Raw genomic sequence first — 17,312 nt, forward strand, 5'->3', positions numbered from 1 at the left:
AATTGTTAAGCCCTTTATTTTTGATCTAAATAACCTTGCAAAATTATGACAGCGGCCATTTTGTCGATTACTTTTTTTCTTTTCTTTCTGCTCACATCGGCTTCCAATAACACTCTTTCGGCAGCCATTGTTGTTAACCTTTCATCCCAAAGGTCTGTTTGGATATGGAAGATTTCTTCAATATGAGCTGCATATCGTTGTGACGCTTCTCCGCGTTCACCTATTGTACCATTCATATTTTTAGGAAGTCCAATGACAGCTTTTTCAATTTCATATTCTTTTATTATTTTTCCTAATTCTTCATCTGCTGAATGTATATCATTTTCGTCCCACTGTATAGTTGTTTTGCCTTGCGCAGTCCAACCAAATGCATCGCTTACCGCAACTCCAATGGTTTTAGAACCTACATCTAACCCAATAATCTTCATTTAATCCGCCTTTTTTTCTCTTAAATAAACTTTTACTAATTCCTCGATTACTTCGTCTCTCTCTACTTTTCGTATTAAATTTCGAGCATCTTTATGCCTAGGAATATATGCCGGATCTCCAGATAATAAATAACCAACAATTTGATTAATTGGATTATATCCTTTTTCCTTTAATGCATCATGAACCGTAAAAAGAATTTCTTTTATATCCTGATCGAATGGTTCTTCTGAAAAATTAAATTTCATCGTTTTATCAATTGAACTCATCTTGACACCCCGTTCCAAGGTACTGGCCCATTATTTCATTAAATTAATGGCGACTGTAGCCTTCATTAATATTTAGAAAACTAAGGTTTAACCAAGCTCTTGGGTGACAGCCTTAGTTGTACTTATGTAGTAAGAAAGGATTTATCCTTTCTTAACTACCAAACAAAAATATTAGGCTTGACGAACTAGTAAAACCTATTGCATCCATCTTACCATGTTTTTCAACAATATTATATTTTTTTTGCTAAAATGAGACAAATTTATTACTTATTACTAATTTCATTGACATAGTCTTTAACAACATCTAGGGCTTCCGTTATCTTCGCAGGGTCCTTACCACCAGCTTGAGCCATATCTGGACGACCACCACCACCGCCACCACAAACGGCTGCCGCTTTCTTAACAACGTTGCCTGCATGATAGCCTTGGTCGATTAAATCTTTCGACACACCTGCTGCAAGCTGTACTTTCCCATTACTTTCAGCAGCCAAAAGAATAATTCCTGAATCAAGCTTCTGCTTTAAATCATCTAACATATTTCTCAACTGATTCATATCCTTAACGTTTACCTTTTGTGCTAAAACAGGAATTCCATCAATATATTCAATTTGGTCCAAGATAGATGAAGCTTCTAAATTAGCTAATTTCGCACTTAATGATTCATTTTCCTTTTGCAGTGTTTTTAGTTCATGGAACTGTCCCTCTATTCTTTCTGGTACATGGTCTTCATTCGTCTTTAATAAATGTGCTGCATTTTGTAATACAGCCACCTTTTTATTTAAGAATTCATACGCATATTTACTTGTGACAGCTTCAATTCTTCTTGTTCCAGCACCAATTCCACTTTCAGAAACGATTTTAAACAGGCCAATCTCCGACGTTGTTTGGACATGGCATCCACCACATAATTCGAGACTATAATCGCCCATTTTTACGACCCGAACGACGTCGCCATACTTTTCACCAAATAATGCCATTGCACCCATGGCTTTAGCATCCTCAATCTTCTCTTCTGTAATAGCAACAGGTAATGCAGCCCAAATCTGCTCATTAACGATATGCTCAATACGGTCTAATTCTTCTTTCGTAACTCCACTGAAATGTGAGAAGTCAAAGCGCAGTCGCTCTGGAGTTACTAAAGAACCAGCTTGATTAACATGTGTACCTAGTACATCTTTCAATGCTTGATGTAATAAATGGGTACCAGAATGGTTTTTGATAATGGATGAACGGAATTCTGAATCCACCATTGCATTTACAGTACTCCCTACCTTTAATTCGCCATCTTTAATAATTACACGATGGATATTCTGTCCATTTGGAGACTTCTGTACATCTTCAACATATGCAGATGCAGTGTCTGTATATATCCAGCCATGATCTGCCGTTTGTCCACCACTTTCAGCATAAAATGGTGTTTTATTTAAAAACAGATATACTTCATCATCTTTCTTCGCTACTTCAACCGTCTCTTTGCCATTGATTAGGATTTCAATTTTCGTTTCAACTGCCAATTGATCATAACCAATAAATTCGCTATCGACTTTAAGATCCCCTAATATACTGTCCTGAACCTGCATGGAATCTACTTTTTGGCGTGCATTTCTAGCACGTTCTCTCTGTTGTTCCATTTCTGTATTGTAACCATCTTCATCAATTGTAAATCCTTGCTGCTCTACGTACTCTTCAGTTAATTCTTTAGGGAAACCATACGTATCATATAAACGGAATACTTCTTTCCCCGGAAAAATAGTATTTCCAGCCGCTTTTTCTTTTTCGATTACAGTGGATAGAATTTCCAAACCATCGTTGAGTGTTTCATGGAAACGTTCCTCTTCAACTTTGATAATATTTTTAATAAAGTCTTTTTGTTTTGTCACTTGTGGATAAAAATTCTCCATGATCTCGCCAACTGTATCTACTAATTCGTACATAAATGGCTTTTCAATTCCAATTTCCTTCGCGAAACGAATTGCTCTCCGCAATAATCTTCTTAGAACATATCCTCTGCCTTCATTCGATGGAATAGCACCATCACCAATTGCAAAGCTAACGGTACGAATGTGGTCTGCAATCACCTTGAATGCTGTATCACTTTCTGTCGATTTACCATATTTCACATTTGCCAATTCCTCTGTTTTCTTAATGATTGGCATAAATAAATCGGTTTCGAAGTTCGTAGGTACATCCTGAATGATAGACACGATTCGTTCAAGTCCCATACCAGTATCAATATTTTTCTTAGGAAGTGGTGTATACGTATCATCCGGATTATGATTAAACTGGGAAAATACGAGATTCCAAATTTCTAAGTAACGGTTATTTTCCCCACCAGGATATAATTCAGGATCATTCGGGTTATTTCCGTATTTTTCGCCACGGTCATAGAATATTTCCGTATTCGGTCCACTCGGTCCTTCGCCAATATCCCAAAAGTTTTCTTCTAAGCGGATAATTCGCTCTATTGGCAGTTTAATCTCATGCAGCCAAATATTGTACGCCTCATCATCTTCGGGATGAACAGTAACAGATAATAATTCTGCATCAAGTGCAAGCCATTTCTCACTTGTTAAGAATTCCCATGCCCACTCAATTGCTTCTTGTTTAAAGTAATCACCAATGGAAAAATTACCAAGCATTTCAAAAAAAGTATGGTGTCTTGCAGTATAACCTACATTTTCAATATCATTTGTTCGAATTGATTTTTGTGCATTAACAATTCTTGGGTTTTCCGGGATTACTCGACCATCAAAATACTTCTTCAATGTCGCAACCCCACTATTAATCCAAAGTAATGTAGGATCATCCTTTGGTACAAGTGATGCACTTGGTTCTTGGCGATGTCCTTTCTCCTTAAAGAAATCAATAAATAATTGTCTTACTTCAGCTGAATTTAATCGTTTCATTTGATATCCTCCTATTTTCCAATTTAAGTTGCACTAATGCGGTTTGGAAGTTTTATACTTTCCTAAACTACAAAAAAACCCCATCTCTGCTTATACGCAGGGACGAGATTTATTCGCGGTACCACCCTAATTATGAATAATTCAACATTATTCATCACTTTATCATTGTAACGGTATGAAACCGACGGGAATTAACCGTACTCCAGTTTAGCTTTCCATGTCTCTTATTTAGGATTTCTTGCAGCCAGAAGGAAATCCCTCTCTTAAAATAGAGGTTCATGTACTTATCACTATCAACGTTTATTTATATTTGAATTATATAGCATTATTTCTTACAGTATAAAAAAATTCCCTCATAATGTCAATGGTTCAGCCGGAAGTCCCAAATATGTTTGATAATTACCTTTAAAATTGTCAGGATAGGAACTGCTAAGATCAGTCCAATTATACCAAACAATTGAGACCCTACTAATATTGCGAGGATTATTGCTACAGGGTGAATTGCAATACTTTTCCCCACAATATACGGTGACAATAAATTTCCTTCAATTGTCTGGATTGCGAAAACAGCAATAAGTACAAAAATAACTAAGGTACCTGAACTTGTAGCCGCAATCGCAACAGCAGGAATAGCACCAATTATAGGACCAAAATAAGGAATGAGATTGGTTATTCCTAAAATAATCGCAAGTAATAAAGCGTATTCCATATGTAATAATTTAAACGTAAACAGGGTAATAATGGTTATAATCAGGCAAATTAGTAACTGGCCTCGTATATAACTTCCTAAATTTGCATCGATAGCATGTACCATCTTACTTAGCGGTTCACAATATTTATTAGGAAGAAATTGTTTAAAGTACGCTTTCATCCTGTCATAATCCTTTATAAAGTAGAAGACAAGAACAGGGATCACGGTGATAACTAGTACCATATCAAATATTCTAGTAAAACCGCCAACTAATTTTGTTAGCACATTGTCTAAAGAATTTTCCAACCTGTAAATGAGCTGGTCCATTTTATCATGCACGGTTTCTGGAAGAAAGGATGTATACTCATAAACGTTCAATACCATTCCTTCATACATTTCAGTCATTTTTGGGAAATTATTTGCCAGGTCTCTTACCTGCAGCACAATCACTGGATATACTCGATAGATAAGATAGGCAATGCCACCAAAGAAGAGTACATATATAAATAAGATAGCAAGTCCTTTGTGAATATTATAGCTGTGGATTTTTTTTATAACTGGATACAAGAGATAAGCAATCAGTATTGCAATTAAGAATGGGATGGACAATTTCCAAAGAAATGAAAAGAAGATACTATAGAATGGGAAGGATTTCACAAGTAAATAGATAAACAGGATAGATAGAATTCCAGTAATAATCCAATATAAATAATTTAGTCGTTTATTTCTTGGAAACATAGAGTAACCCTCCTTCGTTATGCATTCTAAATCTAAGGATGGTTACTGTAATTTCCGTTGTTCTTCTGTAAATAGATCATTTAACGAGCTTAAACTACCATCTGCCTCAATTTGATGTAGGGTTAACTCATTATTTAAGATTGTCATTTCTACAAAACATGTCCAGCAATAATAGTTTTGTGAACCAATTTTACCAATATCTTTGCCATTACAATTCGGGCATCGCATATCATCACACCTCATTTATAAAATACATTATGATGTTATGCTTACCCGTTTTTCATTATTTTATACATTTTGACTTACATAAAGTCATAAGGAGATATCTCTTCATCTTCACTATTATTAGCTGATGGCTGTGAAATCTCCTCTATTCTCATTGCTAATTGCTCTTTTAACGATGTAAAACGATTATTTGTATCAACTGTTTGGATTCCCTTAAAAAATGCCTGTATTTCTCCGCAAATAATCAATGATTCTTTACTTCTAGTAATTGCAGTATAAAGCAGATTTTTCCTAAGCATGCGATTGTAAGTTGAGACGACAGGCATGACGACGATAGGAAACTCACTACCCTGAGACTTATGAATGGAGATGCAATAGGCGTGCATAAAATTATCATAGTCTTTCCTTACATAAACAACCTCTCGATCATCAAAAGCAATAACAATCTGTTCCACATTTTCTTTGTTCTCATCCTCTTTGAATATCGCAACAACCTCGCCAATATCACCATTATATACACCATCTTCTGGCTGATTAACGAGCTGAATGACCTTATCGCCAACCCGATAAATAAGGTCATTCAACTTTACTTCACGTTTCGTCTTGGTCTTCGGGTTAATCAATTGCTGTAGTTCTTTATTGATCATCGTTATCCCCGCTTGTGAACGATACATTGGCGCAAGCACTTGAATGTCTCTCAGATCAATTCCCTTTTCCTTTGCTTTCTTAAAAATAATGTTGACGACATCGAGCATTTGATATTCATTACATGGAATAAAACTGAAATCTGTATCATTACGCAAAGAATCCACTGTACACATATCATTTTTAATTTCATGTGCCAATTGAATTATTTTTGAGCCTTCTTTTTGTCGGTATACCTCATTTAAACTAACTAAAGGAATAAGCTCACTTTTCAATAAGTCAGCAAGCACCTGACCTGGTCCTACAGATGGCAGCTGATCTTCATCACCAACAAGTAATACTTGCATATCATCAGGAATTGCTTTAAAGAGGTTATTTGCTAACCAAATATCAACCATTGAAAACTCATCTACAATTAGAAACTTACCATCGAGCTGTTCCTTCTCATCTTTATCAAATCCATTCGCCCCATTCCAGCCAAGAAGTCGGTGAATTGTCTGCGCAGGTATTCCTGTTGATTCATTCAATCGTTTTGCAGCACGACCTGTTGGAGCAGTAAGAATAAAAGGAAAGTCCGATTTATTATTATAATCTGTCATATTTAAGGAAACATCATGGATCGCCCCATATGCTTTCAATATCCCTTTAATAACCGTCGTTTTCCCTGTCCCAGGTCCACCTGTCAGAATCATAACTTTAGAATGTAATGCCTTATCGATTGCAGCAAATTGTTCTTTTCCGTAACTCAATACTTCGGATTCTTCTATCTCACCGGTAATTTTCAATAGATCAGCTAAGGGAGTTTCTACTTCAATTTGTTTTTCGATTACTCGTTTTAAATGAGAAGCAAAACCATCCTCTGCATAATAAAGAGAAGGCAAATAAACATTTCCATTCTGGACGATAACTTTCTTTTCCGTATTTAATTCATCGAGTCTGTCTGCAACCATTTCTGCAGTCAATTCATGTCTGGTTGATAGCAGCAAAAGGACCTTTGATACACAGTAATCTAATGGCAAATACACATGCCCATCGTTAATACTTCGCTGTAAAACATAAATACAACCAGCTCCAATTCGATTTGGATGTGTTAATGATAGTCCATTTTTCTTTGCTATTTCATCTGCTGTTTGGAAACCAAGTCCTTCAATATCAAAGACAAATTGATACGGATCCTCTAGCAGCTTATCAATGGTCTCATCTTTATACTGCTGGTAAATTTTTTGTGCCAGCTTAAGACCAATATTATATGTTGATAGTTGAACAACAACATGCTCAAACCCCTGGTTCTCTTGCAAACTCTTGACTAACTGCTCGCTCGATTCTTTTTTTATTCCAGGAATATCTGCTAGACAATCAGGATTATCGAGAATTTTGGATACTGCATTCTCCCCTAAATGATCGACAATCTTACTAGCAATTTTTTTTCCAATTCCATGAAATAAATCACTAGAAAGATAAGCAATAAGACCATCCCTTGTTTCTGGAATAAAAGTTTGATAGGAATTCACACGATATTGCAGACCAAATCTTGCATGTCTTTCAAACTCGCCATAGAAGTAATAGGTTGTTTGTTCTTGTAGATTGGAGAAATAGCCTTTGGCGATAATCTCTTTTTCTTTAAAATCCTCATTCGTTTCCTTCACTTTAATCTTCACAATTGAGAAATGCTCCGATTTATTATGAAAAATTGTATGCAGGAGTTCTCCTTTAATATAGCCTTGTACTTCTTCTGATTGTTGGTCTTTCTCCATCTATAACAACCTCACGATCTTACCTATCTTTTTCTTTTAGCAATTCTACAATATTCTTCTTACCATTTGCAGCTAATAAATGGTCTGGTTGAATTCTCAATGCTGCATTAAAATGTGCTAATGCTCCATCGATATTCTCTTCAAAAATAGAGATTATCCCTAAATTATAATAGGCATCACTATGCTCTGGATTCATTCCTATTACATTTTCAAACGTAGCTTTTGCATCCTTTAGATGGTTTGCTTGTGCAAGTGAAAGGCCGTAAAAGAATAATATCTCTTCATCATCTGGTGCTAGCTCCGCCGCTCTGAGTAAATATGGAAGAGAGAGTTTAAACTGCTCTTGATTTTGTAATGTTAATCCAAGCATATAATAAACATCACTTTCTTCTAACCCCAACTCCATTGCTTTTTGGAAGTTTTGTTGTGCAGGCTGATATAGCGATTGCTCAAAATATAAATTACCTAGACCATAATAAGCCGTTGCAGCATTTGCATCAAGCTCCGTTGCTCTGCTAAAGAAACGCTCTGCATGTTCAAAATCTTTCATATGCATCAATAAATTACCAAAATTGATATATCCTACTGGATCATTTGGATTTTTTTCAATTACTTCATTAAAGAGCGACGCAGCTTCTTCAAATTTTCCTTCTTGCATATACACGATGCCCTGTGTGTTCTTATCCATTGTAACGCTCCTTATTAGAGGATGTTCTATAACCTATTATTAACCAACATATTCAAGTGTACTTTCTTGCTTGATGATTTCATCAATTGTGGCTCCGCCTAGACAAACGTCGCCATCATAAAATACAACAGCTTGCCCCGGAGTAATTGCACGTTCTACAGTTTCGAAGTCGACACGTACCTTTCCACCATCAAGTAGTGTAACTTTTACATTACTATCCTTTTGACGATAACGGAACTTAGCAGTACATGTGAAACTCTCTTTGATTGCTGCTTCATTAATCCAATTAATGTCGGTAGCAATTAATGCATCCGAGTATAGATAATCATTCGAGTATCCTTGTTCAACATAGAGAATATTTTCCTCTAAGTTCTTCCCAACGACAAACCATGGATCTCCTTCGCCGCCAATACCAAGTCCTTGACGCTGACCAATCGTATAGTACATTAATCCGTCATGCTTTCCTTTAACTACACCATCCAAAGTTTGCATTTCTCCTGGCTGTGCAGGTAAATATTCACTTAAAAATTGCTTAAAGTTACGTTCACCGATAAAGCATATTCCAGTAGAATCTTTCTTCGTGGCTGTTACTAGTCCAGCTTCTTTGGCAATTTCACGCACTTTTGACTTCGGCATATGTCCCAATGGGAACATTACCTTGCTAAGTACATCTTCAGACAGTTGATTTAAGAAATACGTTTGGTCTTTATTATCATCCACTCCGCGCAGCATTTGTGTATGCCCGTCAACTTCTCTTACTTGGGCATAATGTCCTGTTGCAAGATAATCTGCACCAAGCGATAATGCATGGTCAAGAAATGCCTTGAATTTAATTTCTTTATTACACATTACATCTGGATTTGGCGTTCTGCCAGCTTTATATTCATCTAAAAAGTACGTAAATACCTTATCCCAATATTCCTTCTCGAAATTAACCGAATAATACGGGATGTCAAGTTGATTACATACTCGAACAACATCGTCAAAATCCTCTGTTGCCGTACAAACGCCGAATTCGTCGGTATCATCCCAGTTTTTCATAAAAATTCCAACAACATCATAGCCTTGTTCTTTAAGCAGTAATGCCGCGACTGATGAATCAACACCACCACTCATTCCAACGACAACACGAATGTCTTTATTATCCTTCATTATTTTCACTTTCCTTTTTAAATTAATCTATTAATAATCTTAGCAACTCGTTCTGCTGCTTCCTTCACATTTTCAGTTGTATTAAAAATCCCAAAACTAAAACGAATCGAATTGGTTGTACAAGGGTTATTCTCCCCAAACATTGCAGTTAACACGTGTGATGGTTCTACACTTCCTGCCGTACATGCACTGCCGCTTGAAGCTGCAATTCCGTCCAGATCAAAGTTTGTCAGCATTTGCTCCACGTTTGCTCCAGGAAAGCTAATATTCACTATCGAAGCAATTTGTTCCTGGCTTTCCCCGTTCACTTGAAATTCCACACCATGATTTGTTAGTTCTTCCAGAAACAATTGTTTGAACTGTTGATACGTCTCAACACGCTCTGCTTTATGCTCCACTGCAAGTTCTACTGCTTTTTGGAAACCAACAACACTTACGATATTTTCCGTACCAGCACGCCGCTTTCGTTCTTGTTCTCCACCAAACTGCAAAGGATTCATTTTTACATGATCATCAGCATATAAAAAACCAATCCCTTTTGGTCCATTAATTTTGTGGGAGGATACTGAAAGTAAATCAATATGCATCGTTTTTACATTGATATCAATTAAACCATAAGCCTGTACTGCATCCGTATGGAAATATGCTTGATGGTCTTTAAGTAATTCTCCAATTTCTTCTATTGGCTGGATTATACCCGTTTCATTATTCACATACATAATAGAAACTAAAATGGTTTCATCAGTCAATGCTTTTTGCAGATCCTGTACATCTATTTTTCCGTTTTTATTTACAGGTAAATAGGTAACATTAAATCCTTGTTTCTCTAGATATTCTGCTGTGTGCAAAACTGCGTGATGCTCCTGAGCGCTTGTAATAATATGATTCCCTTTATCACGGTTTGCTAACGCTGTGCCAATTAATGCAAGATTATCTGCTTCTGTTCCTCCGCTAGTATAGATAATCTCTTTCTCATTTGCATGGATGCTATTTGCCATTACTCGTCTTGCAGCGTCAAGGTGCTGCCTTGCTTTTCGACCGAATGAATGGACACTTGACGGGTTGCCGAATGTTTCCTTATATACCGGAAGCATTGCTTCGATGACTTCGTTACTCATTGGTGTTGTTGCTGCGTGATCCAAATAAATTGGTTCCATTTCCATTTGTCCTTTCGATTATGATTTATATTATATAGGTTGTATATTAATTATTTATTTTTTCAAAGTCATGGTTAGTTGGAATAAATTGCGACAATAGTTGGTTGTCAATTTACTCACAGTCCAGTCGCTACGGAAATACACTACGCTGAGATGGTGTACTAGTTTTCATTTAATCACTCTATTTAAGATAAAAAACACTTTCCTCTTTCTTGGGCGTTGTTTCTCACCGTTTACAATGTACCTTCTGCCGAAATAGAAACAGTTGATGGTCCAATAGAAGGAATATAACTATATTGTCATTGTTACCCGTGGAATCCGACTGCCCGCAGTGAAATTAACATTGCACATATAACGATATTAGACAGTCACCACAACGGATTTGATTTTGACCTAAATATAAAACATATAAGCGTCTTGCGGTTCGTCACTATCGTGATTTGCCAGGTCGTCCAGTGTTGTATTGTCTAAGACATTTTTAATTGCGTCCCGAATTTTTAACCATAACGCTTGTTGTGCTGGTTTTTCGTCTTCAATTCCTTCAACAATTGTTATCGGTCCTTCGAGCACTCGAATAATATCGCCAGCAGTGATTTCTTTTACTTCTTTTGCTAATACGTAACCACCATATGCTCCGCGGATACTCTTGATTAAACCGGCATTTCGCAGTGGTGAAGCAAGCTGCTCTAAATAATGCTCGGATAAATCATTCTCCTTTGCAATTGCTTTTAATGACATCGGACCTTCCCCATGATTCTTTGCTAATTCAATCATGATTGTTAAGCCATAACGTCCTTTAGTTGATATTTTCATTTTTGTCCACCTCTATTTTACAACACATGAAAACATGTATCGACCTAATTCATTTTAATACTTGATATTATAGCATGAATTGCATGCTTCTTGCATTTAAGCCGAATTGGAATTAAGCTTAAATATATCATTATAAATAAAGGACGATATAAATGAAACTAAAACCACTCGCATTTCGAATGAGACCTGCCCATATTAATGAAATCATTGGACAAGAGCATCTTGTTGGCGAAGGGAAAATTTTAAATCGTATGGTACAAGCAGAACAACTTGCTTCCATGATTCTCTTTGGTCCCCCGGGCACTGGAAAGACATCGATGGCAACAGCATTAGCGAAAAGCTTGGGATTACGTGTAAAAATGCTAAACGCCGTGACAGACAAAAAGAAAGATATGGAAATTGTAGTGGAAGAAGCGAAGATGATGGGAAATATTGTACTAATCTTGGATGAAGTCCATCGTTTAGATAAGGCTAAACAAGACTTTCTGCTTCCCCATTTAGAAAATGATTTAATCACTTTAATCGGATGTACAACAAGTAATCCATATCATTCGATTAACCCTGCAATTCGTAGCCGTTGTCATCTCTTTGAGCTACATGCATTAACTCCAGATAATGTAAAAATGGCATTAGTAAGGGCAATCAACGATGAAGAAGAAGGTTACGGCAAACAAGATATAATCATTTCTGATGAAGCGTTGGATCACTTTTCAACTACTGCGAATGGAGATATGCGCTCAGCATTAAATGGCTTAGAACTAGCCGTCTCCTCTACTCCTAAGAATCAAGATAATCAAGTTGTGATTGACCTTGAAACAGCGGAAGAATGTATGCAAAAGAAAAGCTTTTCCCATGATAAAAACGGTGATGCACATTATGATGTCTTATCTGCATTTCAAAAATCAATCCGAGGGAGTGATGTAGATGCTGCGCTCCATTATTTAGGCCGGCTTATTGAGGCAGGAGATTTAGATAGTATTGGAAGAAGGATGGTAGTTATTGCATATGAAGATATTGGTCTTGCAAATCCGCAAGCAGGTCCTCGCGCATTGGCAGCAATACAAGCTGCTGAAAGACTCGGTTTCCCTGAAGCACGAATACCACTAAGTGTTTCAATCATTGAATTATGTCTTTCACCAAAATCAAATACTGCCTATAAAGCGCTCGACGCAGCTTTAGCAGATATCCGCAGTGGTAAGGCTGGCGAAATACCGCAACACCTTAAAGATTCCCACTACCAAGGCGCAAGCAATCTTGGACGCGGGGTCAATTATAAATATCCTCATGATTATGAAGGCGGCTGGATCAGCCAACAATATTTGCCAGACTCTATAAAAAACAAACACTATTATAATCCTAAAAACTCGGGGAAATTTGAGCAAGCTATCAAACAAGTGTATGAAAAAATTAATAAAGATAAAGCCAACCATGTATAAAACTATTCCAAGCGGTAACAATATTAGTAGAGAAAGTACAAAATAGGTTATTCACCTAGATAGATAGGATAATCCCTTGATACATTCGAATAGTAGTTTCCAACTATTCGTTAATCAAGAGATATGAAGAACTTAAGTGATGCCGCGACGGAAAAGGAGTTGAATGGATTGGTAAAAGTTAGACAAGATGCATGGTCACACGAAGATGACTTATTATTAGCAGAAACAGTTTTGCGCCATATTCGCGAAGGTAGTACACAATTGAATGCATTCGAGGAAGTTGGGGACAAATTAAATCGTACCTCTGCTGCTTGTGGATTTCGTTGGAATGCCGAGGTCAGGATGAAGTATGATAGTGCAATTGATTTAGCAAAAAGACAACGAAAAGAAAAGAAACGTGCAATTGCAAAACAAGCACAGAAAACAAGGAATCCTATCATTTCGCTGCCACCTACATCTACTTACGAGGAATATAGCGAAACAGAGGAGCAAAGTACGTTAATAATTGAAGAGACAGCACCAGCGATCTCAATGGATATGGTAATTCAGTTTTTACATGAGGTAAAGAAAGACTACTATGCTTCCAATCAATCAAAAGTATCATTAGAAAGTGCCCATAAAGAGAATATGTTATTAAAAGAAGAAATTAACAAGCTAGAAAAAAAATTATCAGAAACAGAAACACAACTCTCTACAATTCAAGAAGATTATCAAGCGTTTATTCAAATTATGGACCGTGCTAGAAAAATGACGGTGCTTGATGATCAAGGAACAATGAAAGCACCAACATTCCGTATGGATAAAAACGGTAACTTACAACAGCTGGCACAGGGCTCAAATTAAGGTCAAAATTGTAATCTAGTAGTTCTATCATTAATGCATGTAATAATGTGCAGCCTTATTTGTACTTATGTTGTAACTTTTTATCATACTATTATTACTAGCAAAAAAACTGACTAGCTTTAGTCAGTTTTTTTATGTATCGCTAAGTCCCGATTATGCCGTCTATTTTTGAGTTTTGATCCCGCTCTTGGCAGGTGGGTGCTGTGTTTTATGTGTATTATACTTCCCCATCCGCGATAGGGGCATGTATGCACCATAAAAACCATTTAAGGAAGCTCCCAAGTAAACAGTTGTTCGGTCAAATTACTTTTAATAAACGAACACATCAGGATTAGCATCTTTATTTATTTGTAAATTTATCTTAACATATGAAAATCGTTTTTTCAATATTTACAAATATATATTTTTGATTTTTTTCTTTTTCATATACATTTCAAATGAAGGAATTAGTCATTTTTCTTATTTAATTGAATCGCTAGTTCTTGCAATTGTGCATTGCTTACTTCGCTTGGTGCATTCGTTAACAAATCAGAAGCAGAAGCAGTTTTAGGGAATAGAATTGTATCACGTAAATTTGTTCTACCAGCAAGCAGCATAATCATTCTGTCTAATCCGAGTGCTACCCCTCCATGTGGTGGTGCACCGAATTCTAATGCTTCTAATAGGAAGCCAAATTGCTCTTTCGCTTCTTCCTCGGAGAAGCCTAATACTTTAAACATCTGATCCTGCTGTTCCTTCTTATGATTACGGATGGATCCCCCACCTAATTCATATCCGTTTAACACAAGGTCATATGCGTTTGCACGAACACTTCCAGGCTCTGATTCTAATTTATCCATATCCCCAATAACTGGAGATGTAAATGGATGGTGCGCAGCAAAGTATCTTCCTAACTCTTCATCATATTCGAGTAAAGGCCAGTCTGTTACCCATAGGAAATTAAATTTAGATTCATCGATTAGGTTTAATTGTTTTCCTAGTTTTAAACGAAGCGCTCCTAAACTATCATAAACAACCGCATTCTTATCTGCTACAAATAATAATAAGTCGCCATCAGCAGCATCAGCACGTGTTACTAATCCTTGTTTTTCTTCTTCCGTAATGAATTTAGCAATCGGACCTTTTAATTCATCACCTTCAACTTTTAACCATGCAAGTCCTTTTGCATTATATACTTTAACGAAATCGGTTAGCTTATCAATATCTTTACGAGAGAAGTTTGCTGCCTCGCCCTTTACGTTTAATAATGCAACCCTGCCGCCGGATTCAATTGCGCCTTGGAAAACTTTAAACGTAGATTTCGCCAATATATCGGAAACATGAATAAGCTCAAGTCCAAATCTTGTATCTGGTTTATCCGAACCAAAGCGGTCCATCGCTTCGTCATAAGGCATTCTTGGAAGTGGTAATTCGATATCAAATTGCTTCACTTCTTTGACTACCTGTTGCATCATTCTTTCTGTCATTTCCATAATTTCGTCACTCGTCATAAATGATGTTTCGATGTCGATTTGTGTAAATTCCGGCTGGCGGTCTGCACGTAAGTCCTCATCACGGAAACAACGAGCAATTTGGTAATATTTTTCAAAGCCACTCATCATAATTAACTGCTTAAATAATTGCGGCGACTGTGGTAAAGCATAGAATTCACCGGGGTGTACACGACTCGGTACTAAATAATCTCTCGCACCCTCTGGTGTACTTTTAGTTAAGATTGGTGTTTCCATTTCTAAAAATCCTTCATTATCTAAAAACTTATGGATTGCTTGTGTTGTCTTATGACGAAGCTTAAAGGTCTCCTGTAATGGTGCTCTTCTCAAGTCTAAATAACGATATTTAAGTCTTAAATCTTCAGATACTTCCGTCTCATCTTGGATTGCGAACGGTGGTGTTTTTGACGTGTTTAATATCGAAATTGCTGAAGCCATAACCTCAATCTTACCAGTCTCCATTAATGGATTAATCGTTGATTCATCACGTGATACAACTACCCCACTAATTTCAACAACATACTCAGATCGAATTTTCTCAGCAATTTCTAAAGCTTCTTTTGAATTATCTGGATTGAAGACAATTTGTATAAGTCCTGACTTATCACGAAGATCAATAAAAATTAATCCACCTAAATCTCGACGTTTTTGTACCCAACCTTTAAGTAAAACTTCTTGATCAATATTCGTTTCTGTAAGTGTGCCTGCTAAAATTCTCTCACTCATTTTTCGCTGCCTCCCTGAAGTTTTACTTGTACTGTTTCTGCTAACTGTGCTAAAGGTACCTCTACCTGCTCACCTGTATCCATTTGCTTCAGCATTACGACTTGCTTCTTAATTTCTTCCTCACCTAATATAAGAACGAGCTTTGCCTTGTATCGGTCAGCAGCTTTAAATTGGCCTTTCATTTTGCGATCTTGATAATCTTTATCAACCTGAATACCATTTGCACGTAATTCATGGACGATTCTAACCGCTTCTCTTTCTGTTTCATCCCCTAATGCTACTAGGAAGCAATCAAGTCTATCCTGTATTGGAATTTCAATATTCTCCGCTTCTAGCGCCATAAGCAATCGCTCAAGTCCCATACCAAAGCCAATTCCAGGTGTGTTCGGACCTCCCAGCTCTTCAATCAGCCCATTATAGCGCCCGCCACCAGCAAGCGTTGTGATTGCACCGAAACCTTCTGCCTCACTCATAATTTCGAACGCAGTATGGTTGTAGTAATCAAGACCTCGAACTAAATTAGGATCAACGACATATTCAATGTCCATTGCAGTAAGATAATCCTTCACCTTTGCAAAATATTCCTTCGATTCCTCATTTAAATAATCTAAAATCGATGGAGCAGTTTTCATTGCCGGATGATCTTTATCCTTTTTACAATCCAATACACGTAAAGGATTTTGTGTTAATCTTAACTGGCAGTCGGCACATAATTCCTCTTTATGAGGAGTAAAGTGTTCGACTAACGCCCTGCGGTGATTATCTCGACTTTCCTTATCTCCTAACGAATTAATAACTAATTTCAAGGATTTTAGTCCCAGTGCACGATAACTCGTCATCGCTAAGTCAATCACTTCTGCATCAATTGCTGGATCCGCACTTCCTAATACTTCAACACCAAATTGATTTAACTGCCGCATTCTTCCTTTTTGGGGACGTTCATAACGAAACATTTGTGCAAAATAAAATAACTTTACAGGCTGATTTGGCTCACCGAATAACTTATTTTCAACGTAAGCTCTGGAAACAGCTGCCGTTCCTTCTGGTCTAAGTGTTAAGCTTCTTCCACCACGATCCTCAAAGGTATACATCTCTTTTTGGACAATATCAGTTGAATCACCCACACCACGCTGAAATACCTCTGTATGTTCAAATAATGGTGTGCGGATTTCTTCAAAATGAAATCTTTCACAAATACTTTTTATTTTCGATTCTACATATTGCCATTTTCTCGCATCTTTTGGCAATATATCAACTGTACCTCTTGGCGCTTTTAAACTCATGTCGAATACCTCCCAAGTCTAACTTTAATTTACATAAAACTAAAACCTAATAGCTTGATTCATTTCTATT

General features: G+C 36.8%; 14 protein-coding genes, 1 other RNA gene and 1 other annotated feature. Of the genes, 2 read left to right on the forward strand and 13 right to left on the reverse strand.

Features of this window, described 5'->3' with window-relative positions; genetic code table 11:
• Positions 1 to 14 precede the first annotated feature (14 nt).
• The 10 genes from ruvX to cymR all read right to left on the reverse strand — a co-directional run bounded on the left by ruvX (position 15) and on the right by cymR (position 11,464).
• Positions 15 to 428 carry a Holliday junction resolvase RuvX gene (ruvX, locus tag CUC15_RS11755; protein WP_114916838.1) on the reverse strand — a complete coding sequence of 138 codons (414 nt, stop codon included), beginning with the start codon at positions 426 to 428 and terminating at the stop codon, positions 15 to 17.
• The gene (locus CUC15_RS11760; protein ID WP_114916839.1) at positions 429 to 695 is read right to left on the reverse strand and encodes an IreB family regulatory phosphoprotein; all 267 of its coding nucleotides are present in this window, start codon (positions 693 to 695) and stop codon (positions 429 to 431) included.
• A 263-nt stretch (positions 696 to 958) separates the two neighbouring features.
• Positions 959 to 3,601, reverse strand: coding sequence for an alanine--tRNA ligase (gene alaS, locus CUC15_RS11765; protein ID WP_114916840.1), 2,643 nt, complete (start codon positions 3,599 to 3,601; stop codon positions 959 to 961).
• Between the two features lie 95 nt (positions 3,602 to 3,696).
• Positions 3,697 to 3,907: a binding site (T-box leader), on the reverse strand.
• Positions 3,908 to 3,962: 55 nt separating this feature from the next.
• Positions 3,963 to 5,030, reverse strand: a complete 1,068-nt coding sequence (locus tag CUC15_RS11770) for an AI-2E family transporter (protein ID WP_114916841.1) — start codon at positions 5,028 to 5,030, stop codon at positions 3,963 to 3,965.
• Between the two features lie 42 nt (positions 5,031 to 5,072).
• Positions 5,073 to 5,258, reverse strand: coding sequence for a hypothetical protein (locus CUC15_RS11775; RefSeq protein WP_114916842.1), 186 nt, complete (start codon positions 5,256 to 5,258; stop codon positions 5,073 to 5,075).
• Positions 5,259 to 5,332: 74 nt separating this feature from the next.
• Positions 5,333 to 7,654, reverse strand: coding sequence for an SF1B family DNA helicase RecD2 (gene recD2, locus CUC15_RS11780; protein ID WP_114916843.1), 2,322 nt, complete (start codon positions 7,652 to 7,654; stop codon positions 5,333 to 5,335).
• 19 nt (positions 7,655 to 7,673) lie between these two features.
• The gene (locus CUC15_RS11785; RefSeq protein WP_114916844.1) at positions 7,674 to 8,342 is read right to left on the reverse strand and encodes a tetratricopeptide repeat protein; all 669 of its coding nucleotides are present in this window, start codon (positions 8,340 to 8,342) and stop codon (positions 7,674 to 7,676) included.
• A gap of 39 nt (positions 8,343 to 8,381) precedes the next feature.
• Complete coding sequence (gene mnmA / locus CUC15_RS11790) at positions 8,382 to 9,494, reverse strand: tRNA 2-thiouridine(34) synthase MnmA (protein ID WP_114916845.1); 1,113 nt, start codon at positions 9,492 to 9,494, stop codon at positions 8,382 to 8,384.
• A gap of 17 nt (positions 9,495 to 9,511) precedes the next feature.
• On the reverse strand, positions 9,512 to 10,651 hold the full coding sequence (locus CUC15_RS11795) for a cysteine desulfurase family protein (RefSeq protein ID WP_114916846.1): 1,140 nt from the start codon (positions 10,649 to 10,651) through the stop codon (positions 9,512 to 9,514).
• A gap of 393 nt (positions 10,652 to 11,044) precedes the next feature.
• On the reverse strand, positions 11,045 to 11,464 hold the full coding sequence (gene cymR / locus CUC15_RS11800; RefSeq protein ID WP_114916847.1) for a cysteine metabolism transcriptional regulator CymR: 420 nt from the start codon (positions 11,462 to 11,464) through the stop codon (positions 11,045 to 11,047).
• A 152-nt stretch (positions 11,465 to 11,616) separates the two neighbouring features.
• Between cymR and CUC15_RS11805 the strand changes: the two genes are divergently transcribed.
• Together CUC15_RS11805 and CUC15_RS11810 are read left to right on the forward strand one after the other, a co-directional pair.
• Positions 11,617 to 12,900 (forward strand): replication-associated recombination protein A, encoded by a 1,284-nt coding sequence (locus CUC15_RS11805; RefSeq protein WP_114916848.1) that lies wholly within the window; start codon positions 11,617 to 11,619, stop codon positions 12,898 to 12,900.
• 168 nt (positions 12,901 to 13,068) lie between these two features.
• Positions 13,069 to 13,743: an RsfA family transcriptional regulator gene (locus tag CUC15_RS11810; protein WP_114916849.1), complete on the forward strand. Its 675-nt coding sequence runs from the start codon at positions 13,069 to 13,071 to the stop codon at positions 13,741 to 13,743.
• Positions 13,744 to 13,885: 142 nt separating this feature from the next.
• On the opposite strand, the gene ssrS is transcribed toward CUC15_RS11810, so the two are convergent.
• The 3 genes from ssrS to hisS all read right to left on the reverse strand — a co-directional run bounded on the left by ssrS (position 13,886) and on the right by hisS (position 17,242).
• Positions 13,886 to 14,078, reverse strand: a non-coding RNA gene (gene ssrS / locus CUC15_RS11815) — 6S RNA.
• Positions 14,079 to 14,189: 111 nt separating this feature from the next.
• A complete protein-coding gene (gene aspS, locus CUC15_RS11820) occupies positions 14,190 to 15,959 on the reverse strand; it encodes an aspartate--tRNA ligase (protein WP_114916850.1) in 1,770 nt (589 codons plus the stop codon).
• Positions 15,956 to 17,242, reverse strand: coding sequence for a histidine--tRNA ligase (hisS, locus tag CUC15_RS11825; protein ID WP_114916851.1), 1,287 nt, complete (start codon positions 17,240 to 17,242; stop codon positions 15,956 to 15,958). The genes aspS and hisS overlap by 4 nt, the downstream gene beginning before the upstream one ends.
• Positions 17,243 to 17,312 lie beyond the last annotated feature (70 nt).

Source organism: Oceanobacillus zhaokaii (genome assembly GCF_003352005.1).
GTDB lineage: Bacteria > Bacillota > Bacilli > Bacillales > Amphibacillaceae > Oceanobacillus > Oceanobacillus zhaokaii.